20 protein-coding genes are annotated in these 21,746 nt (G+C 64.1%); 12 read left to right on the top strand and 8 right to left on the bottom strand.

Annotated elements, in window-relative coordinates; translation table 11 throughout:
* Positions 1-94 precede the first annotated feature (94 nt).
* Positions 95-1,525, bottom strand: a complete 1,431-nt coding sequence (locus AC1DT7_RS08280) for an 8'-apo-carotenoid 13,14-cleaving dioxygenase (protein WP_478035453.1) — start codon at positions 1,523-1,525, stop codon at positions 95-97.
* 53 nt (positions 1,526-1,578) lie between these two features.
* Here AC1DT7_RS08280 and AC1DT7_RS08285 point away from each other — a divergent pair, with 53 nt between their 5' ends.
* Positions 1,579-2,157, top strand: coding sequence for a TetR/AcrR family transcriptional regulator (locus AC1DT7_RS08285; protein WP_478035454.1), 579 nt, complete (start codon positions 1,579-1,581; stop codon positions 2,155-2,157).
* Positions 2,158-2,355: 198 nt separating this feature from the next.
* Positions 2,356-5,766 (top strand): hypothetical protein, encoded by a 3,411-nt coding sequence (locus AC1DT7_RS08290; RefSeq protein WP_478035455.1) that lies wholly within the window; start codon positions 2,356-2,358, stop codon positions 5,764-5,766.
* A 99-nt stretch (positions 5,767-5,865) separates the two neighbouring features.
* Here AC1DT7_RS08290 and AC1DT7_RS08295 read toward each other — a convergent pair whose 3' ends face one another.
* Together AC1DT7_RS08295 and AC1DT7_RS08300 are read right to left on the bottom strand one after the other, a co-directional pair.
* Entirely contained in the window at positions 5,866-6,993 is a 1,128-nt protein-coding gene (locus AC1DT7_RS08295) for an alpha-hydroxy acid oxidase (RefSeq protein WP_478035456.1), read from the bottom strand.
* Positions 6,978-7,658, bottom strand: coding sequence for a Fe2+-dependent dioxygenase (locus AC1DT7_RS08300; RefSeq protein ID WP_478035457.1), 681 nt, complete (start codon positions 7,656-7,658; stop codon positions 6,978-6,980). The genes AC1DT7_RS08295 and AC1DT7_RS08300 overlap by 16 nt, the downstream gene beginning before the upstream one ends.
* 156 nt (positions 7,659-7,814) lie before the next feature.
* Between AC1DT7_RS08300 and AC1DT7_RS08305 the strand changes: the two genes are divergently transcribed.
* Complete coding sequence (locus AC1DT7_RS08305; protein ID WP_478035537.1) at positions 7,815-8,504, top strand: DUF2490 domain-containing protein; 690 nt, start codon at positions 7,815-7,817, stop codon at positions 8,502-8,504.
* Between the two features lie 224 nt (positions 8,505-8,728).
* On the opposite strand, the gene AC1DT7_RS08310 is transcribed toward AC1DT7_RS08305, so the two are convergent.
* From AC1DT7_RS08310 to AC1DT7_RS08320, 3 genes are all read right to left on the bottom strand, one after another.
* The gene (locus AC1DT7_RS08310) at positions 8,729-9,664 is read right to left on the bottom strand and encodes an NAD(P)-dependent oxidoreductase (RefSeq protein WP_478035458.1); all 936 of its coding nucleotides are present in this window, start codon (positions 9,662-9,664) and stop codon (positions 8,729-8,731) included.
* 389 nt (positions 9,665-10,053) lie between these two features.
* On the bottom strand, positions 10,054-11,484 hold the full coding sequence (gene cysS, locus AC1DT7_RS08315) for a cysteine--tRNA ligase (protein WP_478035459.1): 1,431 nt from the start codon (positions 11,482-11,484) through the stop codon (positions 10,054-10,056).
* Positions 11,485-11,667: 183 nt separating this feature from the next.
* The gene (locus AC1DT7_RS08320; RefSeq protein ID WP_478035460.1) at positions 11,668-12,366 is read right to left on the bottom strand and encodes a pirin family protein; all 699 of its coding nucleotides are present in this window, start codon (positions 12,364-12,366) and stop codon (positions 11,668-11,670) included.
* Positions 12,367-12,467: 101 nt separating this feature from the next.
* On the opposite strand from AC1DT7_RS08320, the gene AC1DT7_RS08325 reads away from it, so the two are divergent.
* The 9 genes from AC1DT7_RS08325 to galU all read left to right on the top strand — a co-directional run bounded on the left by AC1DT7_RS08325 (position 12,468) and on the right by galU (position 19,527).
* Complete coding sequence (locus tag AC1DT7_RS08325) at positions 12,468-13,403, top strand: LysR family transcriptional regulator (protein ID WP_478035461.1); 936 nt, start codon at positions 12,468-12,470, stop codon at positions 13,401-13,403.
* A 92-nt stretch (positions 13,404-13,495) separates the two neighbouring features.
* The gene (rpsU, locus tag AC1DT7_RS08330) at positions 13,496-13,702 is read left to right on the top strand and encodes a 30S ribosomal protein S21 (protein ID WP_034160206.1); all 207 of its coding nucleotides are present in this window, start codon (positions 13,496-13,498) and stop codon (positions 13,700-13,702) included.
* A 103-nt stretch (positions 13,703-13,805) separates the two neighbouring features.
* Entirely contained in the window at positions 13,806-14,399 is a 594-nt protein-coding gene (locus tag AC1DT7_RS08335) for an FKBP-type peptidyl-prolyl cis-trans isomerase (RefSeq protein ID WP_478035462.1), read from the top strand.
* A 64-nt stretch (positions 14,400-14,463) separates the two neighbouring features.
* Positions 14,464-15,075 carry an FKBP-type peptidyl-prolyl cis-trans isomerase gene (locus tag AC1DT7_RS08340; RefSeq protein WP_478035463.1) on the top strand — a complete coding sequence of 204 codons (612 nt, stop codon included), beginning with the start codon at positions 14,464-14,466 and terminating at the stop codon, positions 15,073-15,075.
* A 53-nt stretch (positions 15,076-15,128) separates the two neighbouring features.
* Positions 15,129-15,701 carry an FKBP-type peptidyl-prolyl cis-trans isomerase gene (locus AC1DT7_RS08345; RefSeq protein ID WP_478035464.1) on the top strand — a complete coding sequence of 191 codons (573 nt, stop codon included), beginning with the start codon at positions 15,129-15,131 and terminating at the stop codon, positions 15,699-15,701.
* A gap of 215 nt (positions 15,702-15,916) precedes the next feature.
* Positions 15,917-17,326 carry a cytochrome ubiquinol oxidase subunit I gene (locus AC1DT7_RS08350; protein ID WP_478035465.1) on the top strand — a complete coding sequence of 470 codons (1,410 nt, stop codon included), beginning with the start codon at positions 15,917-15,919 and terminating at the stop codon, positions 17,324-17,326.
* On the top strand, positions 17,323-18,330 hold the full coding sequence (cydB, locus tag AC1DT7_RS08355; RefSeq protein WP_478035466.1) for a cytochrome d ubiquinol oxidase subunit II: 1,008 nt from the start codon (positions 17,323-17,325) through the stop codon (positions 18,328-18,330). The genes AC1DT7_RS08350 and cydB overlap by 4 nt, the downstream gene beginning before the upstream one ends.
* Positions 18,330-18,449, top strand: coding sequence for a DUF2474 domain-containing protein (locus AC1DT7_RS08360; RefSeq protein ID WP_478035467.1), 120 nt, complete (start codon positions 18,330-18,332; stop codon positions 18,447-18,449). Before cydB ends, AC1DT7_RS08360 begins: the two co-directional genes overlap by 1 nt.
* Before the next feature lie 208 nt (positions 18,450-18,657).
* Positions 18,658-19,527, top strand: a complete 870-nt coding sequence (gene galU, locus AC1DT7_RS08365) for a UTP--glucose-1-phosphate uridylyltransferase GalU (RefSeq protein ID WP_478035468.1) — start codon at positions 18,658-18,660, stop codon at positions 19,525-19,527.
* 9 nt (positions 19,528-19,536) lie between these two features.
* Here the strand turns inward: galU and AC1DT7_RS08370 are convergent, their stop codons facing one another.
* On the bottom strand, positions 19,537-20,535 hold the full coding sequence (locus AC1DT7_RS08370) for a GDP-mannose 4,6-dehydratase (RefSeq protein WP_478035469.1): 999 nt from the start codon (positions 20,533-20,535) through the stop codon (positions 19,537-19,539).
* A 251-nt stretch (positions 20,536-20,786) separates the two neighbouring features.
* A complete protein-coding gene (locus AC1DT7_RS08375) occupies positions 20,787-21,224 on the bottom strand; it encodes a FecR family protein (protein WP_478035470.1) in 438 nt (145 codons plus the stop codon).
* Positions 21,225-21,746: the final 522 nt, after the last annotated feature.

Here is a 21,746-nt window from a genome sequence, read left to right on the forward strand (position 1 = left end):
GATTGGTTGGCTCCCATGCGGGAAAACCGCTTTTTCCGCAATCAAGGAAAACTTTGGGGGCATTCCTCCCCGAGCAAGCTCGGGGCGGGGTGAGTCAGGCAGCTACCCAGTTCCCATGGAACCCCGGCGGCACACGGTGCGGGATGCGGATGCTCGCCACCGGCGCTCCGCTGAAATCCTGCGCATCGAGCATCACCAGGTCGGTCGTCTCGTTCGGCAGGTCGACCACCAGCCCGATCAGCCAGCCGTCGCCCTCGCCCGCCTCGGCTGAGGCCGGCACGAACACGAACTCGCCGGGATATTTGTCCTCGCCGAAATCATGCACCGTGCGAGCACCCATCTCCAGGTCGTGCTTCAGCAGATAGCTCGCCCCGATGAACGCCTTGTCCGCATCGGGTAGGCCCATGGTCCAGGCATAACGATAGGGTTGGCCGAAGCGCCGCTCGTCCGGCCGCGGGAATTCCTGCGGCGTCGCGTCGATCATCCGCCGCTCGACCGTCTTCGTCACCGGGTCGATCGTCCAGCGTTCGAACCCGCGCGACTTCGCGTCCGGCCCCTGCGCGCTGTCGGCGAACATCGTGTTGTATACGCAGGCGTCGAGGACGACCTTGCCGTCGGCCGTGTCGAACGCATTGGCGACATGGAAGATGTAGCAGGGATCGACATCGACCCAGATCGTCTCGTCGCCATTGCCGTTTCGCGGCAGCAACCCGATCCGCGCCTGGTGGTCGGGGTTCCAGCGATAGGGGAAGCTGTGCCCGCCGATCAGCGCCTTCATCGAAAAGGTCACCGGAAGGTCGAGGATCAACACATAGCGCGCCGTGATCGCGCAGTCGTGGATCGACGGCCCGTGCTTCACTGCGACCGGCTCCTCGCGGATCACCTTGCCCTCGGGCGAAATGACCACATGGCGCACCACCTCCGGGTTGGTCGCCTCATAGGCGATGGCATGCTGCTCGCCCGTCAGCGGGTCGAGATGCGGATGCGCCGTGAAACTACCCGTCAGTGTGTCGTCGAACGGATTGAAGGTCTGTTCCTCCAGCGTGTCGGACAGTTCGACGGGGTAGCTGCCCGCCTCGACCAGCGCGAAGGTTCGCCCGGCAATGGCGATCACATTGGTGTTGACCGTTTCCGACAGGCCGTGGCGCGGCCCCGGCGCTGCGGGCACGCCCATCGCGGCGGCGACCTTTTTCGACCGGATCCAGCGGTTGCGATACCATAGCGCCTTGCCGTCCTGCACCGCGACGCCGTGCACCATGCCGTCGCCGGTGAACCAGTGATGGCCGGCGGGATCGGGATCGATCGGGTTCGGGCCGATGCGCAGATACCGGCCGTCGAGCGCGGCGGGGATCGTGCCGGTGACCGGCAGGTCCTCGATCGTCACTTCCTCGTGCATCGGCTTGTGGATACCGGTCAGGAAGGCATGGTCGGTCACCACCTCCATCCGCTTCCGATTGAACTCGGCGACCATGCCGATACCCTTGGTCACCGTGCTGCGGATTGCGGTTTCGATCATGCTTGCCATTATGGCCTCCACGTCTAATGTTTACGGCGTGTACATACAGCTTGAAGGTAACAGTGTCAACATCTGATCCCGAAACGCCGAAAAAGGCCTATCATCATGGCGACCTGCGCTCAGCGCTGGTCGAGGCTGGGCTGAAACTGCTCGAAACCCGCACCGCCGATGATCTGTCGCTGCGCGAGGTCGCGCGCGCCGTCGGGGTCAGCGCGACGGCGGTCTATCGCCACTTCCCTGACAAGGGCGCGCTGATGACGGCGCTGGCAGGGGAGGGGCTTGCCCGGCTGGCGACGGCGCAGCACGCCGCCTCGGAAGCCGCCGGGGGAGGCGTCGCCGGCTTCAGCGCGACGGGCGTCGCCTATGTCCGCTTCGCGCTGGCCAATCCGGCGCTGTTTCGCCTGATCTTCGCCAATCCCCAGGCGATGCCTGCCTATCCGCACAATCACGACGATGATGCGATGACGTTCCTGCGCGCCAACGCGGCGCTGGCGGCAGAGGGCAAGGGCGGCGACGCGCGGGTGATCGCGCTTCAGGCATGGGCGCTGGTGCACGGGCTGGCGATGCTCATGCTCGATGGGCAGGTGCCGGTCGATGAAACGCTGATCGACCGGGTGATCGATGTCAGGGCGATCGGGTAGATCGTCCTCGCTTGCGATAGGACGGGGAGGATCGGCGCGGGGCATTTGTCTCACGACCGCGCTTTTTTTCGTAAACGTTTCGGAAACTTACTGCCCTGCCCAAAACGGGCCTGATAGCGCCAGAGCGGCGGCAACTGCGCTTGAGTGGCACGAGGCGGGTTGCGAGATCGCCCCTCCGAAATTGCACAGGAGGGGCAAATGACATTGCGGTCGCCGGCGACGATCAAGGATCAGCTGACATTCTATCATTCGATGCCCGGGGGCGAGAATCCCGTGCAACTCACCGACGTTTCGATCAGCAGCAGCACGCAGAACATCAAGGATCGCACCGCGACCGGCCTGCACGTGATCGTCGACGACAAGGACGATGCGCACAGACTCTTCGGTGTTACCGCCGTCGCCGCCGGCACGACGCGCTCCAGCCGGACCGGCGATCTGCCAGCGCAGAAGGTATCGAAGCTGACCGTCATCTGCGACACGCTCACGATCCGGTGCCGCTGGTGGTTGCCCGAATGCAGCGTCACCATCTTCGCGCGCCGGATCGAGTTCGAGGGCGACGGCTGTATCGACACCAGCCCTGCCCCTTGGGACATGCCCAATGCGCAGGATTCCGCCGGCCGCACGCCGGGCGCGAACGGCGCCAATGGTAGGCAGGGCGGCGATGTGCGAGTCCATGTCGAGGACCTGGTCACTCCCCAGGGCTCCAGGATCAAGCGGATCGTCACCGATGGCGGTAGCGGCCAGGGTGCGGGCAGGGGACAGAATGGCTCGGACGGCAAGAGCGTGTGGGGCGCGCTCTCCTGGATCGGAAACGATTATACCGACAAGGATTACTACATCGATTCGGGCATGAAGACGACGGTCGCGGTCAAGCTCGACAAGCACAAGGGCAAGACGGTCCTCGGCATCCGCCGCATCTGGAAGGTCGCGGAATTCGTCACGGGCAGCAATATGGTGGAGGGCATCACCGAGCCGCCGACCGACGGCACGTCGGCGGTAGCCCCCGGTGATGCCGGCGACGGGGGCGCTGCCGGAAAATTGTTCACCAACCAGCGCAAGCTCGTTGCCCTCTGGTCGGGCAAGCCCGGCAAGGCGGGCAAGCAGGCGCCGACGGCGCAGGGCGGCAAAGGTGGCTGGCCGAACCAGTCGGTCTTCTACGAATGCACCTATTATCACGAGTTCCATCTCTGGGGCAGCGATGACAATTCCTCGTCTGCCAAGGTCCAGGTCACGCAACACAGCACGAAGGACGGTGCCAGCTTCACCGGCAAGGCAGGCAAGGATGCCGATCCCGTCTCCGAGGAGCTGAACGAGACCGAGACCAATGTCTGGCTTCACCCGGCCATCATCCCGTTGATCCAGGGCCATGTCAGCTCCCGCTATCTCAGCGACGAGCGCGACGATGCAAGGCGGCTGGTCGATATCTACAGCGAGGTGTTCCTGGAACCGATGCCGATCGGACAGCGGATCTGGCGGCAGAAGGACGCAGCCTATTGGCGTGCGCTGCAGACCGAATTCTCCACCCTGTCGCAGCGCCTTGCCGCGCATCTCGACTATTTCGGCAAGCCGGCCGGCTATACGCCGATGCTGTCGCTCTCCGGCGCCTTCCAGCTTTACCGCATGGAAGTGGACATGGCGCTCGAGGTGCTGATGTTCACGGTGTGGGTCGCCGCTAAACAGGGCCATCAGCAGGAAGACGCCGAGGCGGCCGAGGGGGCAGCGCGCCTGATCATCAAGGAAAATGCGCAGATCGCGGAGCGGCTCCATGATGCGCAGACCCGGTCCGAGAAACTCAAGCAGGACGTGCTCGATCTGGAAAAGGCCCAGAACGCCGTCCAGAGCAAGCTCGATACCGAACGGACCCGCCTCTATAACCAGGCTTCGGGCGATCTCGCCAAAATCGGGCAGATCAAGTTCGCGGTGAACCTCGCCGCCGCCTTGTGCCAGGTCATTCCCTATGGCCAGCCGATCCTTGGCGGCATCGCGTCGATGGGCGCCGACGCGGCCGACCTGCTCGACAAGGAGCCGGATGAGGTCGTCAAGAACCTCAAGACCAGGCTCGGCGATACCGTCAGTGCCTATAAGGCGATGCAGAAGGACACCGAGGAGGTCGTCAAGAAAGCCAAGGCCGAGGCCAAGGAACTCACCGAGGCCGGGGGCAAGAAGCTCACGGTCGATCAGATCAAGGAATTGTCCAAGACCAAGCCCTCGACCTGGTCGACGATCGGCAAGGGACTCTCTCCAGCCGCGTCGCACCTCAAAAAAGCCTATGAGAGCGTGCAGCTCCCGCAGAGCGAGATCGAGGCGCGGCTCGCCAAGCTCGGCGCGCAGGACGAGACGTGGAAGGCATTGTCGAAGCAGATCAAGGATCTGATCGAGCAGCGCGCCGCGGTGCATGTGACGACGATCGAGCTCGGCCAGCAGGTCGGCCAGGGCTATTCCGACATTGCCTCCAATCTCGACAGCCTCGCCGCGCTCTACGACAAGGAGGCGTCGGCTCGCACCCGGCTGCTCGGCGCGAACACGCTCAGGATCGTCGAGGGTATGCGCAATCGCGCCCGGCTGGCGCTGACCGAAGCGCTGTACAATGTCGTGCGCGCGTTCGAATCCTCGTTGTTCCGCCCCGTGAGCGTCAACTGGTCGCTCGACCGGCTTGCCGACGACATCAACAAGCTGCTCAGCGACAAGCCGATTCACCAATGGACCAGCCGGGACGTGGCCGATCGGGTCGCGGCGCTCAAGCCGCTGTTCATGGCGAACCTGCGCGACATTCGCGCCTCGCTGATCAAGGATCTCCAGGCGCTGATCCTCAGCGACCGGAATGTCGATTTCGAGATCGACGCGGCGACCGAAGGGCGCGTGCTCGCCGATCTCAACGATGGCCTGAATTCGGAGATCGACACCCTCCGCCTGGGCGTGATCGAGCCCGAATGGCAGCATCAGATGATGGCGGATCTCACGCTGAAGGGAATCGTGTTCGACGATACATTGCCGCTGCCCAAGCGAGGCGATGCGGAAATCATCGTCGAGATCAGTGATCTCGGCGTGGTGCGCGACGGTACGACCCTGTTCGGCCTGCGTCTGGCCGCGCCGATCGTGAAGTCCTTCCGATATCATTTCGCCAGCGGCAAGATCGACAAGGCCGAGGAGAGCGAATTCTCGAAGGACCTGATGCGGCTGATTCTCGACGATGCTGACGACAAGATCAGGCAGAAGCTGGCAATGCCGTCGGCCTGGACCAGCCTTACCCTGCGCGCGACCTTCAATCTGCGCGGGGAGGACACGGCCCCGAAGATCAAGCGGCTCGATTTCAGCATGAAGATCAGCGGACTCAAGGCGCCCCGCCAGATCGTTCTCGATCTGCGGTCGTCCGACGGGTTCTCGCCGATCCAACTCGGCGGGCACGACTATGCCGAGCTCTACCGCGTCTTCGATCGCAGCGGGGAGACGGTCCAGCTCACGGTCGATCCGAAACCGGCCAATGGCGTGAAATTCGCCCATTGGGAGATCCGCCAGGGCAACGCCAAACCCCGGACGGTGACCGATCCGAAGCTGACACTCGATCTCAAGACCCATGCGAAGGTGGAAGCGCAGTTCGCCCCCGTCTGACAGGGCGGTTCACGGCGAGGGCTGGCGGCCGGCCCGGGCGATACGGTCATCGCCCGGGACGGTCCGCCCCTTACCGCGCCGCAGCTGTCGGTCAGTGCTTCAGCGGCCGCGGAACAGGCACTCGCGGCCGATCTCGTCCACCGTTCGGCAGCCGAGTTGCGCCATGGCGAGCTCGAACTCCGCGCGCAGGATGTGCAGCATATGCGCGGCACCCGCCATGCCGGCCACCGCCAGCGCGTGCATCTGGGGACGGCCGACCAGCACCGCCGATGCGCCAAGCGCGATGGCCTTTACGACGTCGGTGCCCGACCTGACGCCGCCGTCGAGCAACAGCGGCACCGTGCCACCCACTGCCTCGATCATCGCCGGCATCACGTCGAGCGCCGAAGGCAGGCCGTCGAGCACGCGTCCGCCATGGTTCGACACGACAAGCCCGTCAGCGCCCGCCGACACGGCCTGCCGCGCGTCCTCCACCGCGAGCACACCCTTGACGATCAGCGGCAGGCGCGTCTGCGCCCTGAGCCAGCCAAGATCGTCCCATCGCGGTGCCGCGTCGGTAAGCGGGGTGCCGAACAGGATGCTGCCCTGTGCCGTGCTCGTCTGGCGCAGACACGGCAAGCCGCGCAGATTGGCTGCATCGATCCCCGCCGGCAGCATGAACTCGGATCGCTTCACCGATGCGTCGACGGTCAGGACGATCGCCTCATAGCCGGCGCGCTCGGCGCGGCCGACCAGCTCGGCGCTCACGTCGCGATCGTCCTGCAGGTAAAGCTGGAACCATAGAGGCGCGGCCGGCTTGTCCAGCTCCGCGGCCGCGCTTTGCCCGGCGGCGGTGATCTCCTCCAGCGTGAAGCTGGACAGGGTGCTGACGATGGTGGCGATCTCCATCGCCATCGCCGCGCGCACCATGGCCAGCTCGCCTTCGGGATGGGCGAGGCGCTGATAGGCGAGGGGCGCAAGCAGGATCGGCGCCGCATGTCGGCGGCCGAAAAGCGCGATCTCGCTGCTCCCGCCGCGCAGGTCGCGCAGCACGCGCGGCAACAGGTGCAGCCGGTCGAACGCCTCGCGGTTCTCGATCAGGGTCAGGCCACTGCCCGATCCGCTTTCGATATGGTCGAGGACATCGGCCGGCAGATGCTGGGCCGCGCGCCGCGCATAATCGCCAAGCGTGTTCAACCCGGCCGGTATCGCCGCCAGCGGCGGCAGGTGCGTCACGTGATCGACCATTGGCGCAGCAGATTGTGATAGATGTTGGTCAGCCCCCCGATCGAGTCATGTTCGGGGTGGTCCATGCTCAGTCCCTGGATCGCCTTGTCCAGGTCGAACAGCAATTTGCGCTGCGCATCGGGCGGCACCAGGCTCTGGGTCCAGAAGAAGGAGGCGAAGCGGGTTCCCCGGGTCACCGGCGTCACATGGTGCAGGCTGCTGCCCGGATAGACGACCATGTCGCCCGCGGGCAGCTTCACGCTATGATTGCCGAACGTGTCCTCGACGATCAGCTCGCCGCCGTCATACTCGTCCGGATCGCTGAAGAAGATGGTGGTCGACACATCGGTACGCACCCGCACCGGTGTGCCGGGGATCGGGAAGATCGCATTGTCGACATGTGCGCCATAGGCGCCACCGCCTTCATAGCGGTTGAACCGCGGCGGCAGCACCCGCAGCGGCAGGGTGGAGGCGACGAACAGCGCATTGCCCCCCAGCTTGTCGAGGATCAGGTCGCCCAGCCGCTTCGCCACCGGGTGGTCGATCGGAAGTTGCAGGTTGCTCTTGACCTGCGCCGCCAGATGCCCGGCGGTACGCCGTCCATCCTCCCAGTCGGCGCCTTCCAGCAGCGCGCGCGCCTCCCGCACTTCCTCGGCGGAGAACAGGCTTGGGATATGGAGCAACATGGTCTGTCCCTCGCGGACGGGCGTCACGAAACGAAACTGCCGTAGCGCGCTAATGGAACGACCCGGCTGTTGCAAATGATAGCGGATAGCAAAAGGCGCGACCTTTCCTGATGAACCGGAAAAATATCAGCAATATGGCGGCGGTACCCGCCCATGATGCCGAAAATCCTGTTCGCGGGCGCTGCCGCCGCAACGTTGCTCTGCCTGCCCGCCATTGCCTCGGCCCAGACCCGTCATGACGAGCAGGTCTGGGTTAACCTGACCTCGATGGGCACACTTTCCGGCGACCTCGTCTATTTCGCCGAGCTTCAGCCGCGCATCGGGGACGGTTCCTCCCGCCTCGACCAGTTGCTCCTGCGCGGCGCGATCGGCGTGAAACTGGGCAAGGCTGTGACTCTTTATCAGGGTTATGCCCATGTCGTCGTGCCGGTGGCGGGCGGGCGCGACATCAACGAGGAACGCAGCTTCCAGCAAGTGAATTGGACCATCAAGGCGTCGCCCGGCGGGGAGCTCTCGTCCCGCACACGGTTCGAGGAGCGCTGGCGATCGGACGACGGCGGTATGGGGCTGCGCCTGCGCGAGATGCTGCGGTACGAAACGCCGCTGAAGCCGGGCACCAAGGGCCCCAATGCGCTGGTCTATTCGGAGGTCTTCGTCGCGCTGAACGATACCCGCTGGGGCGCCCGCTCGGGCTTCGATCAGATGCGCAACTTCATTGGCCTCGAGATTCCGGTCGGCGGGGCCTCGACGGTCGAGGCGGGCTATCTCAATCAGCTGATCGACCAGCCGGCCGGCCGCAGCCGCATGAACCACGTCGCCGCCCTGACCCTGTTCTTCCGCCACTAGGGCGGCAAGCCTTGAATCTGGCTCGTTAGAACCGCTGCTTCGATTCTTCTTTTTGCTTCCCCGGCGAAGGCCGGGGTCGAGTTGGGGGGGCGGGAATGATCGTCGTCGCTCCGCCACCATGGCCTTCCCAACTGGACCCCGGCCTTCGCCGGGGAATCGCAGAAGGGATATTTGAGCTCGCCTGAGTCAGATTTGACGCATGGTGCTGTAGCTGCTGGTGAGGCTCAATATCCGGCTTCGAGATCGACCACGTTGCGCATCTCCCGTCCGGCGAGAAACGCATCCAGATTGTCCAGGAACAGCGCTGCCGCGCGCTGGAACATCTTTGTCTGGCTCCGCCCGGACAGATGCATGGTGTGAATTGTGTTCGGCGCATCCCATAACGGATGCTCCGGCGGCAGCGGCTCCGGACTCACCGTGTCGAGGAACGCACCGGCGATCCGCTTTTTGGCCAGTGCCTCGATCAGCGCGTCCTGATCGACCATGTCGCCGCGTGCGATGTTGATCAGCCAGGCACTCGGCTTCATCGCTGCCAGTTCCTCTGCGCCGATCAGCGCCTGGGTCTCGTCGGTCGAGGGCGCCGCCAGGATCACCCAGTCATAGTCGCCGATCTTCGGCGCCCAGGCTTCCGGCGTCAGCGTGCCGTCCCGCCCGGAACGGGTCACGCCCGTCACCTCGACGCCGAACGCCTTCAGCCGATCCCCGATCAGCGCGCCGATCGTGCCATAGCCGACGATCAGCGCCTTGGTCTCGAACAGTTCGACCTGTCCGGGGGGTGTAATGGTCCATTCGTGCCGGTCGGCGATGCGCACAACCTCGTCGAAGCGTTTGGCCGCGGCGAGCACGCCCAGCACCGCATATTCGGCCACCGCAAGCGCGTTGATGCCGGTACCGTTGGTCACGATCGTGCCCTGTCGGCGCAATGCGGGCAGGTCGAGGAAGTCGATTCCGGCCAGGATCGTGAACAGCCATTTGAGCTGCTTCGCACCCGCGACCGCCTCGCCGATCGTACCGGTCTTCTGCATGTCGACCCACGCGATGTCGGCATCGACGATCATCTCCATCGCGTCCTCGCGACTGGCGAACCAGGAGACATCGAGGCCAGCGGGCAGGCGCGGTTCGAGCAGGGGACGGGCGAGCGCTGGGAGCACGGCTTTCATGGCGGAGACCTCTCGTCGTCCCGGATGGTCCCGGGATCGCCCGGTTCATGCCGTGCGGTCACCCGTGCGACAAGCCCGGCGTCGTCATGCTCTGGATCGATTCAACGCCGGGGCCGGGTGTCGCACGATCCCACCGGAAGGAGGCTATCCCGGCCTCGTCCCGCTCTTTGATATCGTCGACGAAATATCAGCGGTTTTCCGGCGCATTTCGCGGAGGAAACAGCGGAAAATGTCGCTGTTCCGCTGCCGTTTTTCCGCTGTTTCGCGTAACAGCGGAAACGCCTCTCAAGTCCTTGAGAGACAAGCGGCAATTCTGCTCGGAACTCCAACATAACAGCGGAAGAAAAAATGCGCGTGCTCATCCCGGGTCGTGTGGGACGCTTTTCCTTCTAAAGTGTGGGCTTCCAGTCCCAGCCCAGCGGATCGCCGTCCATCACCTCGACGCCTGCCGCCGCAAGCTCGTCGCGGATCGCGTCGGACCGGGCAAAGTCCTTCGCGACCCGCGCTTCCTTGCGCTCGGCCAGCCGTGCCTCGATCGCTTCGGGCGCGATTGCGGCTGATGCCGGCCTCACCCGCAATGCTTCGCGCGTGAGGGTGGAGAGCTGCAGCCCGAGCACTTGGTCGAACGCCTCCAGCGTCTTCAGCCGCGTCGCGGGCGACAGCTTCTTGTCGGCCAGCATCTCGTCGAGCACGGGCAAAGCGCGCGGCGTGTTGAGGTCGTCGGAGACGGCAGCATCGAGCGCGTCGAGATAGCGCGATGCATCCCCCGTTTCGGTCCCGTCGGCCCGCGCACGCAGTGCCTGCACCGTGATGACCAGCCGCTTCAGCCGGGTCGCCGCTGCGGCGAGATTCTCCGGGCTGAACTCAAGTTCGCTGCGATAATGCGCGCTCAGGCACATCAGGCGATAGGCGAGGGGATGCACCCCGGCATCAATCAGCGTCTGCAGCCGGGTGAACTCGCCCTTGGACTTGCTCATCTTGCCGTCGCGTTCGACCAGGAAGTTGTTGTGCATCCAGAACGCCGCGCCCGTATCCGCGCAGCCGCAATGCGCCTGATTCTGCGCGATCTCGTTCGGGTGGTGAATCTCGCGGTGGTCGATGCCGCCGGTGTGGATGTCGAAGTTCGGCCCGAGATACTTCTGGCTCATCACCGAGCATTCGAGATGCCAGCCCGGCGCGCCGCGGCCCCAGGGCGAATCCCACTCCATCTGGCGGTTCTCGCCCTCGGCCGATTTGCGCCAGATCGCGAAGTCCTGCGGATGGCGCTTGCCTGCGACCGGATCGATCCGCCCTTCGCGCTCGTCATCCGCCACGCGCGCCAGCCGGCCGTAATCGGGCACGGTGGACACGTCGAAATACAGGCCGCTCTCCAGCTCGTAGCAGTGCTCCGGTGCGATCTTTTCAGCGAAGTCGATCATCTCGACGATATGGTCGGTCGCCAGCGGGAAGCGCGCCGGATCGCGGATGCCCAGATCCCTCAAGTTGGACTTGAACGCCTCGGTATAGTGCGCCGCGATGTCCCAGATGCTCTTGGCGCTGGCGCGGGCGGCCGCTTCCATCTTGTCGTCGCCGGCGTCGGCGTCGGACGTCAGGTGCCCGACATCGGTGATGTTGATGATGTGGGTGAGGGGATATCCCTTCCAGGTCAGCACCCGGCTCAGCGTGTCGGTGAAGACATAGGCGCGCAGATTACCGATATGGGCATAATTATAGACCGTCGGCCCGCACGAATAGACTCGCACATTGGCGGCATCGATCGGGCTGAAAGGCTCGAGCGAGCGGGTCAGGCTGTTGTAGAAGGTGAGGGGCGTACCGGTCATGCGGCTCGCAATAGCGGGCTGCGGCGATGGTGCAAACGCCCCATGGCCGCAGCCCGTTTCTTGTCTTCCCATCGGAAGGGTCGGCGATCAGCCCTTGATGAAGGCGAACAGGTCGGCGTTGATCACCTTGGTGGTGATGCTGTTCACGGTCGTTCTCCCTTTGGCGTGATGGTGGTTGGTGGTTCAGGCTGCGTCGACGAGGACAATCTCGGCATCCTCGATCGCGGTGACGCGCAGCACCGCCTCGTCGGCGATGGCGGCGCCGTCCCGCGCATCGAGGCGCACCCCGTTGACCTCGACCGAACCGCTGGCTGGGACGAGATAGCCGTGGCGGTCGGCGCCGATCGGATATTCGGCCGTCTCGCCTGCCTTCAGCGTGGCGCCAACGATGCGGGCATCGGTGCGGATCGGCAGCGCGTCGGCGTCATCGGCGAAACCGCTGGCGAGGGTGACGAACTGGCCGGACCGGGCGCCCTTGGGAAAGGGTTTGGCACCCCAGCTGGGGGCTTCGCCGCGGGTCTTCGGTTCGATCCAGATCTGGAAGATGCGGGTCGTGCCGGGCTCGCGATTATATTCGGAATGGCGGACGCCCGACCCCGCGCTCATCACCTGGACGTCGCCGGCCTCGGTGCGGCCGATATTGCCCAGGCTGTCCTGATGCGTGATCGCGCCTTCGCGGACATAGGTGATGATCTCCATGTCGGCATGCGGATGAGGCGGGAAGCCGGTGCCCGGGGCGATCGTGTCGTCGTTCCACACGCGGATCGCGCCCCAGCCCATCCGGGCCTGGTCGTAATAGCTGGCGAACGAGAAATGATGCTTGGCGTCGAGCCACCCGTGGTTGGCGCCGCCGAGCGTTGCGAAAGGCCTGCGATCAATCATTGTCTGTCTCCTTGGTGGAGCCCCTGTGCTCCGTTGCCAGCAAGATGTGGTCGATCGGCGCTTGACGAAATAGAAACGTTGGCATCACATCATTGCCGAAAATGACAAGACGACTTCCCGATCTCGAAGCCTGGGCGATCTTCGCCAAGGTCGCCGAACGCGGCTCCTTCTCCGGGGCGGCGACGGAACTCGGCCTGTCCAACCCGACCGTGTCCAAGGCGATCGGCCGGCTCGAGGCGCGGCTCGGCTTCGCGCTGCTCGCCCGGACCTCGCGGCGGCTTTCGCTGACCGAGGCGGGGCGGGCCTCGCTCGATCGCGCCACGCGCATCCTCAGCGAAGGCGAGGCGGTCGAGGACGAGGCGGCCGATCAGTCGAAGGTGCCGCGCGGCCTTGTGCGGGTCAGCGCGCCCCTGTCGTTCGGCACCGCCTATCTCGGCGCGGTGTTGCCGGCCTTTCTTCAGGCCTATCCCGAGGTGGCGCTCGATCTCGCGCTCAGCGACCGCCGGGTCGATCTGGTGGCCGAGGGTTTCGACTTCGCCCTGCGAATCGCGAGTCTCGAGGATTCTTCGCTCCTCTCGCGCCGGCTATGCCCGGTCCGCCTGCTGCTGGTCGGCGCGCCTGCCTATTTCGATGCCCATGGCCGTCCGACTCACCCAGCGGAACTGAGCAATCACGTCGCGCTCGCCTATAAGGGAAGCGCACAGCCGGGTGTGTGGCGTTTCAGCCATCCGCAGTTCGGCGAGGATGTGGTCGAGCCGCCCGTCCGGGTCTGGACCGACAATGCCGATCTGCTCAATCCGGTGCTGATCGCCGGCCAGGGACTCGCCCTCCAGCCAGAGTTCCTGGTGTGGCGCGAGGTGCAGGAGGGACTGCTTGAGGTGGGCCTACCCGAATGGACCGCCAGACCGCTGGGTTTGCACCTCGTCATGCCGCCCAGTCCGTTGCGTCCACTGCGCGTGCAGGTGCTGATCGATTACCTCGCCCGGACCTTGGCGCAGGCGCCATGGGCGGCCAGCCCGCAAGGTGATTCGGCTTGAAAACACCGGTTTCGCCTGATAGGGGCCCTCCCACACGGCGCAAACCCATGTTTGCGACGACCGATTCCTATTGACCGGAGACCCGCGGGTTTATGCAAATCATCGTTCGCGACAACAACGTCGATCAGGCGCTGCGCGCCCTCAAGAAGAAGCTGCAGCGCGAGGGCGTTTATCGTGAAATGAAGCTGCGCCGTCACTATGAGAAGCCCAGCGAGAAGCGCGCTCGTGAGCGTGCCGCCGCCGTGCGCCGCGCCCGCAAGCTGGAGCGCAAGCGCCTGGAGCGTGACGGAGCGCGGTAACTCCGCCGGCGCGGGGGGCATGGCTCTCGCGCCCCCACGGTCTTGCGCTTGCTGTCTTCTAGTCCCGGCTGTCCTTCCGGCCGCCGAGTAAGGGTGCTCCACGATGTCCACGATCACCGCAGTCCCGCTCCAGCCCACGAAGCGGAGCTTTCTGGTGTATCTGTGGATCGGCATCCTGGTCGCGATCCTCGCCGCCGGATGGCTGGCGAATCGCGGCACGGCTGAGGTCGTTGCGCTCAAGGGCTCCAACGCCCAGTTCCTCTCCTGGAACAAGAGCCGCCCCGGCGTGGTCGAAACCGCGTCGGGCCTGCAGTACAAAGTGCTGAAGGCAGGCGAGGGGCCGCGCCCGACCCAGGCCGATCTAGCCGGCGTCATGTATGTTGGCCGGTTGCGCGACGGTACCGTCTTCGATGCCTCGCAGCAGCCGGTGCCGTTCCCGCTCTCCGGTGGCGCCGTGCCGGGCTTCCTAGAGGCGCTAAAGCTGATGCCCAAGGACGCGAAATATCGGGTCTGGATGAAGCCGGAACTGGCTTATGGCGAGCGCTCGCCCGATCCGGCCAAGATCCCCAACGGCTCGGTCCTCATCTTCGACATCGATATGCTCGGCTTCATGCCGGAGGCGGCCTATCGCCAGCAGATGATGCAGCAGCAGATGCAACAGCAGATGCCACAGGGCGGCCCGCCGCCGGCGCGCTGATCCGCTTTCTCTAATTTCCAGTCGCCGCGCGGTCCACCGCGCCGCGGCGCCCAGGAACATCCCGATGGCCACCATTCCGCCGACCGCCAAGAAGCCTTTTAACGCGAAGCCGATTCTCTATGTCGTGATCGGCATCGCTCTCGGCGTAGCGGCTACTCTCGGCGTGTTTCAGGGCATGGCCTGGTGGAAAGTGCAGAACGATCCGGCGGTGGTCTTCCTGAAGAAGAACCGCAGCGGTGACAAGACCGTGGTCGAGACGCCGTCGGGCCTTCAGTACAAGGTCATCACCCCGGGCAAGGGCGGCCCGAAGCCGACCGATGCCGACGTTGCGCTCGTCAATTACGAAGGCAAGCTGACCAACGGTACCACCTTCGACAAGTCGCAGCAGCCGACCCCGATGAAAGTGAGCGAGGTCGTGCCGGGCTTTTCCGAAGCACTGAAGCTGATGCCCAAGGGGTCGAAATACCGTTTCTGGATCAAGCCGAGCCTTGGGTATGGCGACAAGGTGACTGGCCCGATCCCCGCCAATTCGGTGCTGGTGTTCGACGTCGAACTGCTCGATTTCCTGCCTGAGGCAGTGATCCGCCAGATGCAGATGCAACAGCAGATGCAAGGCGCAATGCCTCCCGGGGCAGGCCCTGCTCCCGCCCCTGGCGCGGCGCCCGCCGGCAAGTGACGCCGCTGTCTTTTCGTCGCTCGCTGGTTGCCGTTGCCCTGGCCGGGGCGACAATGATCGCCGTACCGGTTCTGGCCCAGTCCGCTCCGCCCAAGCCCGCAGTCCCATCGGTGCCGTCGGTGCCGGTCCAGCCCGATCCGACCGAGCTTTTCCTGAAGACCAACCGAGCCGTCAAAGGCGTGGTCGAGACGGCGTCGGGCTTGCAATATCAGGTGCAGACGCCGGGCACGGGCGAGGCGAAGCCGACCGATTCGGATGTCACCCTCATCCAATATGAGGGCCGGCTCATCGACGGTACCGTGTTCGACAAGACCCAGCGGCCGACGCCGCTTCCCGTCACCGCCGTCGTGCCCGGCTTCTCCGAGGCGCTGAAGCTGATGCAGAAGGGCGGCAAGACCCGTTTCTGGATCAAGCCGAGCCTCGCTTATGGCGACGAAGCGACCGGCCCGATTCCGGCGCATTCGATATTGGTGTTCGATATCGAGTTGCTCGATTTCATCCCCGAGTCGGTGCTCCGCCAGATGATGCTCGAAGAGCAGCAGCGGCAACAGGCGGGCACGCCGCCGGCACCGGATGCCCCTTCGGCCGCCGGCACGCCGCCGGCACCGGGCGCCGCGAAACCCTGAACAGGGTCGGGTGAAAAGGTCGGGGTTCGCTCCGCTGATTCAACGCTGATCGGTGCAGTGGCCGGGCGCGCCGATGGGTTTCCTGCAGTCGCGCTGCGTTTCCATAAGGTTATTCCGCGGGACCGCTCAAGTCATTTGGCGCTATCGGGATTGCGCTCGCTGCACTTGCCTTGGGTCCGCATCGGGCGCAGACCAGCGGGAACGAGGGGGCTGCCATGTTCGACGCCATCGATCCTATCGTCCTGGCCCGCGCTCAGTTCGCCTTCACTGTCAGTTTCCACTTCATTTTTCCGTCCTTCTCGATCGGCCTGGCGAGCTACCTTGCGGTTCTGGAAGGGTTGTGGCTGCGGACGGGCAAGCAGCTCTACATCGACATCTTCCGCTTCTGGCTGAAGATCTTTGCTGTCACCTTCGCGATGGGCGTCGTCTCGGGCATCGTCATGTCCTATCAGTTCGGCACCAACTGGGCGGTGTTCTCGGACAAGGCGGGGCCGGTGATCGGCCCGCTGATGGCCTATGAGGTGTTGACCGCCTTCTTCCTCGAGGCGGGTTTCCTGGGCGTGATGCTGTTCGGCATGGAGAAGGTCGGCCGCAAGCTTCACTTCGCCGCAACCTGCCTGGTCGCGATCGGCACCACCATTTCCGCCTTCTGGATTCTTTCCGCCAATAGCTGGATGCAGACGCCGGTCGGCTACGCCATCAACCCGCAGGGGCAGTTCGTCGTGGCGGGATCCTGGGCCGCGGTGATCTTCAACCCGAGCTTCCCTTATCGCCTCGTCCACACCGTGATTGCCGCCTATCTCACCACCTCGCTCGTGGTCGGTGCAACCGGCGCGTGGCATCTGCTGAAGGACCGCAATGATCCGCATGCGCGGAAGATTTTCTCGATGGCTATGTGGATGGCGGCGCTCGTCGCGCCGATCCAGATCCTCGCCGGGGATCAGCAGGGGCTGAACACGCTCGAGCATCAGCCGGCCAAGGTGATGGCGATGGAAGGCCACTACGACAGCCATCCGGACGGTGCCCCGCTGATCCTGTTCGGCATCCCGAACTCTAAAGAGCGACGGATGGACTATGCGGTCGAGATCCCGAAGGTGGGTTCGCTGATCCTGAAGCACGATCCCAATGCTCCGCTCGCCGGGCTCGATACGATCCCCGAAGATCGCCAGCCACCGGTCGGCATCCTCTTCTGGTCGTTCCGCATCATGGTCGGGCTCGGCCTCGCGATCTTCGGACTCGGGTTGTGGAGCCTGGTCGCACGGTGGCGTGGCAAGCTTTATGACTGGAAATGGCTTCACCGTGCCGGCGTGCTGATGGGGCCGGCGGGCTTCGTCGCCGTTATCGCCGGCTGGGTCACGACGGAAGTCGGGCGCCAGCCCTGGACCATCTATGGTCTGCTCCGGACAGTGCACAGCGCATCGCCGCTCGATGCGCCCGCTGTCGGCGCGTCGCTCATTGCCTTTGTGCTGGTCTATTTCGCGGTGTTCGGCATCGGCGTCTGGTACATCCTCAAACTGATCGAGAAGGGTGTGGAGGCAGGCGAGCCTGATCTCGGCACGGCGCCGATCCGTACCGCCGGGATTGCACCCGCGCCGGCCCAGGATGTGACGGGGAGGGCGCCATGAGCTATAATTACGACCTCGCGACGATCTGGGCATTCCTCATCGCCTTCGCCGTCTTCGCCTATGTCGTGCTCGACGGGTTCGATCTCGGAATCGGTATCATCTTCCCGGCCTTCGGCGTCGGCGAGGAGCGCGACGCGGCAATGAACGCCATCGCGCCGGTCTGGGACGGCAACGAGACCTGGCTGGTGCTCGGCGGGGGAGGGCTGATGGCTGCTTTCCCGCTCGCTTTTGCGGTGCTGATGCCTGCCTTCTACCCGCCGATTATTGCTATGCTGCTTGGGCTCGTCTTCCGCGGCGTTGCATTCGAGTTCCGCTGGCGTGATCCGCGCCACCGCGCCTTCTGGGATTTCGGCTTCACGGCCGGTTCGATCGTCGCTGCGCTGGCGCAGGGCATCATCCTCGGTGCGCTGCTCCAGGGGGTGAAGGTCAGCGGGCGTGGCTACGGCGGTGCCTGGCTCGACTGGCTGACACCGTTCAGCCTGCTGACCGGCGCAAGCGTCGTTGCCGCCTATGCGTTGCTCGGCAGCACCTGGCTCATCGCCAAGACGGAAGGCAAGGCGCAGCGGCACGCCTATCGCCTCGCCCGGCGCTATGGTGTTGTCACGCTGGTCGCGATCGTTGCGGTCAGCGCCGCGACGCCGTTCCTGACCAATGACTATTATTCCCGCTGGTTCCAGATGCCCGGCCTGTTGCTGACGGCGCCTGTCCCGGTCCTGGTCGGCGTGCTGGGCCTCTTGTTCTGGCGTGCTCTGGGGCGCGAGGCGCAGCATATGCCCTTCCTGCTTGCGCTGGGGCTTTTCGCTCTCTGCTTTGTCGGGCTCGGTATCAGCATGTATCCCTATATCGTACCAGCGCGGCTGACGATCTGGGATGCGGCCGCGCCGGAAAGCTCGCAGGTCTTCATGCTGATCGGGGCGAGCATCATGCTGCCCCTGATCCTCGGCTATACCGGCTGGGCCTATTGGGTGTTCCGCGGCAAGGTGGGCACGCAAGGTTATCACTGATGCAGGCTGACGCGGCGCCCCTGTGGAAGCGGCTCGTCTGGATGGCGGGAATATGGGCCGCGAGCGTTCTCGCGCTGGGCATTGTCGCCGGTCTACTCCGTTGGTGGATCAGGGGCTGAATCCGGCCTCCATCCTCTCCAGCGTCATGTCGCCGGTGGTCCCTCTTCTTCTTCATCAGGATAGCCGCGCCTTTCGCTTCGTCACGGGTGGCGGATGCCTTCGGCGCATCATCCGGCTATGGGTACTTTCCTTTGACACACTGCTTTACTAGGGGCGGACAATTACCTTCGACACGCCTTATTTTCCCAGTTCAAAAAGAGAGACAAGATGCCGATCAAGCCTCTGCGTAAGGCCGTGTTCCCCGTTGGCGGTCTGGGCACCCGCTTCCTTCCCGCGACCAAGGCGCTGCCCAAGGAAATGCTGCCGGTCGTCGATCGCCCGCTGATCCAATACGCGGTGGACGAGGCGATCGAGGCGGGGATCGAGCAGATGATCTTCGTGACCGGTCGCGGTAAGTCGGCGATCGAGGATCATTTCGACATCGCCTATGAGCTTGAGACGACTATGGCGAATCGCGGCAAGTCGCTCGATCTGCTCCATCAGACCCGCCTCAAGCCCGGCGCCGTCGCCTATGTCCGCCAGCAGGAGCCGATGGGCCTCGGCCATGCCGTATGGTGCGCGCGTGACATCGTCGGGGACGAGCCGTTCGCGGTGCTGCTCGCTGACGATTTCATGGTCGGCAAGCCGGGCTGCCTCAGGCAGATGGTCGATGCCTATATGAAGGTCGGTGGCAACATGATCTGTGCTCAGGAAGTGCCTGAGGACCAGACCCACATGTACGGCGTAATCACGCCGGGTGTCCGCGAAGGAGCGCTTACCGAAGTCAAGGGCCTGGTGGAGAAGCCAAAGCCCGGCACGGCCCCGTCCAATCTGTCGGTGATCGGGCGCTACATTCTCCAGCCCGAGGTAATGCGTGTGCTCGAAACCCAGGAAAAGGGCGCGGGCGGCGAGATCCAGCTCACCGATGCCATGGCGCGCATGATCGGCGATCAGCCGTTTCACGGCCTGACCTTCGATGGCCGTCGTTATGATTGCGGCGACAAGGCGGGGTACGTCCAGGCTAATCTGGCCCTGGCCATCGCCCGCGCGGATATCGGCCCGTCGGTACGTGCTTTTGCGGTCGACCTGCTGCGCTGAGGTTCGCCCTCAGAGACCGTGATAGGTCCGGTACCAGTCGACGAACAGGGGCACGCCGGTATCGAGCGTGGTCGATGGCTCGAAGCCGATATCACGCTGGATGGCGCTGATATCGGCATAGGTCGCGTGCACATCGCCTGGCTGCATCGGCTCCATGATCCTGATCGCTTCGCGCCCGCATGAGGCCTCGATCAGTGAGATCAGCCGGCCCAGCTCTTCCGCGCGGTGATTGCCGATATTGTAGATCGCATGCGGCGCTACACTGCCGCCGGCCTTGATCGCTCCATCATCGGCCGGCGGTTTTTGTACGCAGGCGACCACACCCGACACCACATCGTCGATGAACGTGAAATCCCGGCGCATGTCGCCGCCGTTGAATACGCGAATCGGCTCACCGGCGAGGATCGCCTTGGTAAACAGCCACATCGCCATGTCGGGCCTGCCCCAGGGCCCGTAGACGGTGAAGAAACGCAACCCCGTCAGCGGCAGCCGGTAAAGATGGGCATAGGTCTCGCTCATCAGTTCGTCCGCCTTCTTGGTGGCGGCGTAAAGCGAAAGTGGATGGTCGACGCGATCCTCGACCCGGAAGGGGAGTTCGGCATTGCCGCCATAGACCGAAGAGGATGACGCATAGACGACATGCTCGGTCTGGCGGCTGCGGGCGAGCTCCAGGATATTCAGGTGCCCCGCGACATTCGACGTCGCATAGGCACGAGGATTGTCGATCGAATAGCGCACGCCAGCCTGCGCGCCGAGATGCACGATCCGGTCGAATCGGATGTCGGAAAGCGCCTCATCCAGGCTCTTGTGATCCGAGAAGTCCACCTTCACGAACCGGAATCGGTCGCCCCCCCGTTCGACAAGCTGCGCCAAGCGCGCCTCCTTGAGGGCGACGCTGTAATAGTCGTTGAGGTTGTCGATTCCGATGACGGTGTCGCCGCCTGCGATCAGACGCAATGCAACGTGATAACCGATGAACCCGGCCGAGCCGGTGACAAGAATTCGCATCAGGTCATTCGCTCCCCGTGTTTGGGGGTAGGAAGGGATGGCCGGGTTGGCAACCCACCGTTCGGTGAGTGAGCGGCTTTAGCCAATTGCGATTTCGCCATCGACCGAAAGATGGGACTGGGTCCCTCGACACGAATCGGCTGAAGGGAAGACCGTGCTTTGCCGCCGGATCAGCGCCTTCGGAAAGGCTGCGCATACGAAAAGGGCCGAACTTGCGTCCGGCCCTCTATCTCTGATCGTAGCTGCAGCGCTTACGGGCTGGCAGGCTTCGAGTCGTCGTTCTTGAACGCGAAGTAAGCGCCAAGACCGGCGGCTACGATGCCGAGGCCCAGAACGACGCCACCGCCGCCGCCACTGCCCGCGCCGGTATCGTCTGTGCTGCCGTCCTGAGCGAACGACTTGGGACCGGTCGCACAACCCGAGGCGCTAACCGAAAGCACCGACGTTGGTACCATCGAGTAGCTGCAGCCTGGAAAGGCAACCTTTGCCTTGGCTTGGCCACGCGTGACGACGCGATCGCCAGCATAGAGCGACTGACCAGCGGTTGCCGGCATCAGCTTGCCCGCGCGTGAAACGAAAGTACCCTCACTAGCTGCCGTCAGCTTGCCAACCGACTGCTCGGCACCGGCGAACAGCGGCGAAGAAAGGCTCACCATAAGGATGGCGGCGGTTACCCGCGAAAATTTCATTATTCAGTCTCCTCCTGAACCGCTTGGAAGTAGGCTCACGGTCTGGGCTTAGCGTTAAGCCCGGATTTTGTCCACCCAAAACGTTCGCATTTGCACAACCTTCTTGAACTGATGCGGTAACATCACACCAGAAGAAAGGTTTCATGACCTCGCAGGGGACATATGTCGATTCTGTACCAAGCAACGGGTTAAGCCCAAAATAGCCCATGAATGTCGACTCGGGGCGAATGACGACAATGTATCTACGCCATTGCGGCGGTTACGCTTTATCTGGGGCGGTGGTGACTGGTAACATCGTTCCGGGCGAATCTAACCGAATCGGATACCGAATCGGATGTTGTGATCGCGGTAACAGCCTCCGAGTGCTAGAAGAGGCGGAGAAATATCTTCGCATGTGCGGGACGTGGCTGGATTCGGGGAACGATTTGGATCAAGGACGGAAGCGGTGGAGGGGCGCATGGTGCTGGCGTCGCATTCGATGGGTGTTCATGCGGGAGCTTAGCGATGGTGCTTGTTTCAGGT

Source organism: Sphingomonas sp. P3_C6 (genome assembly GCF_056402595.1).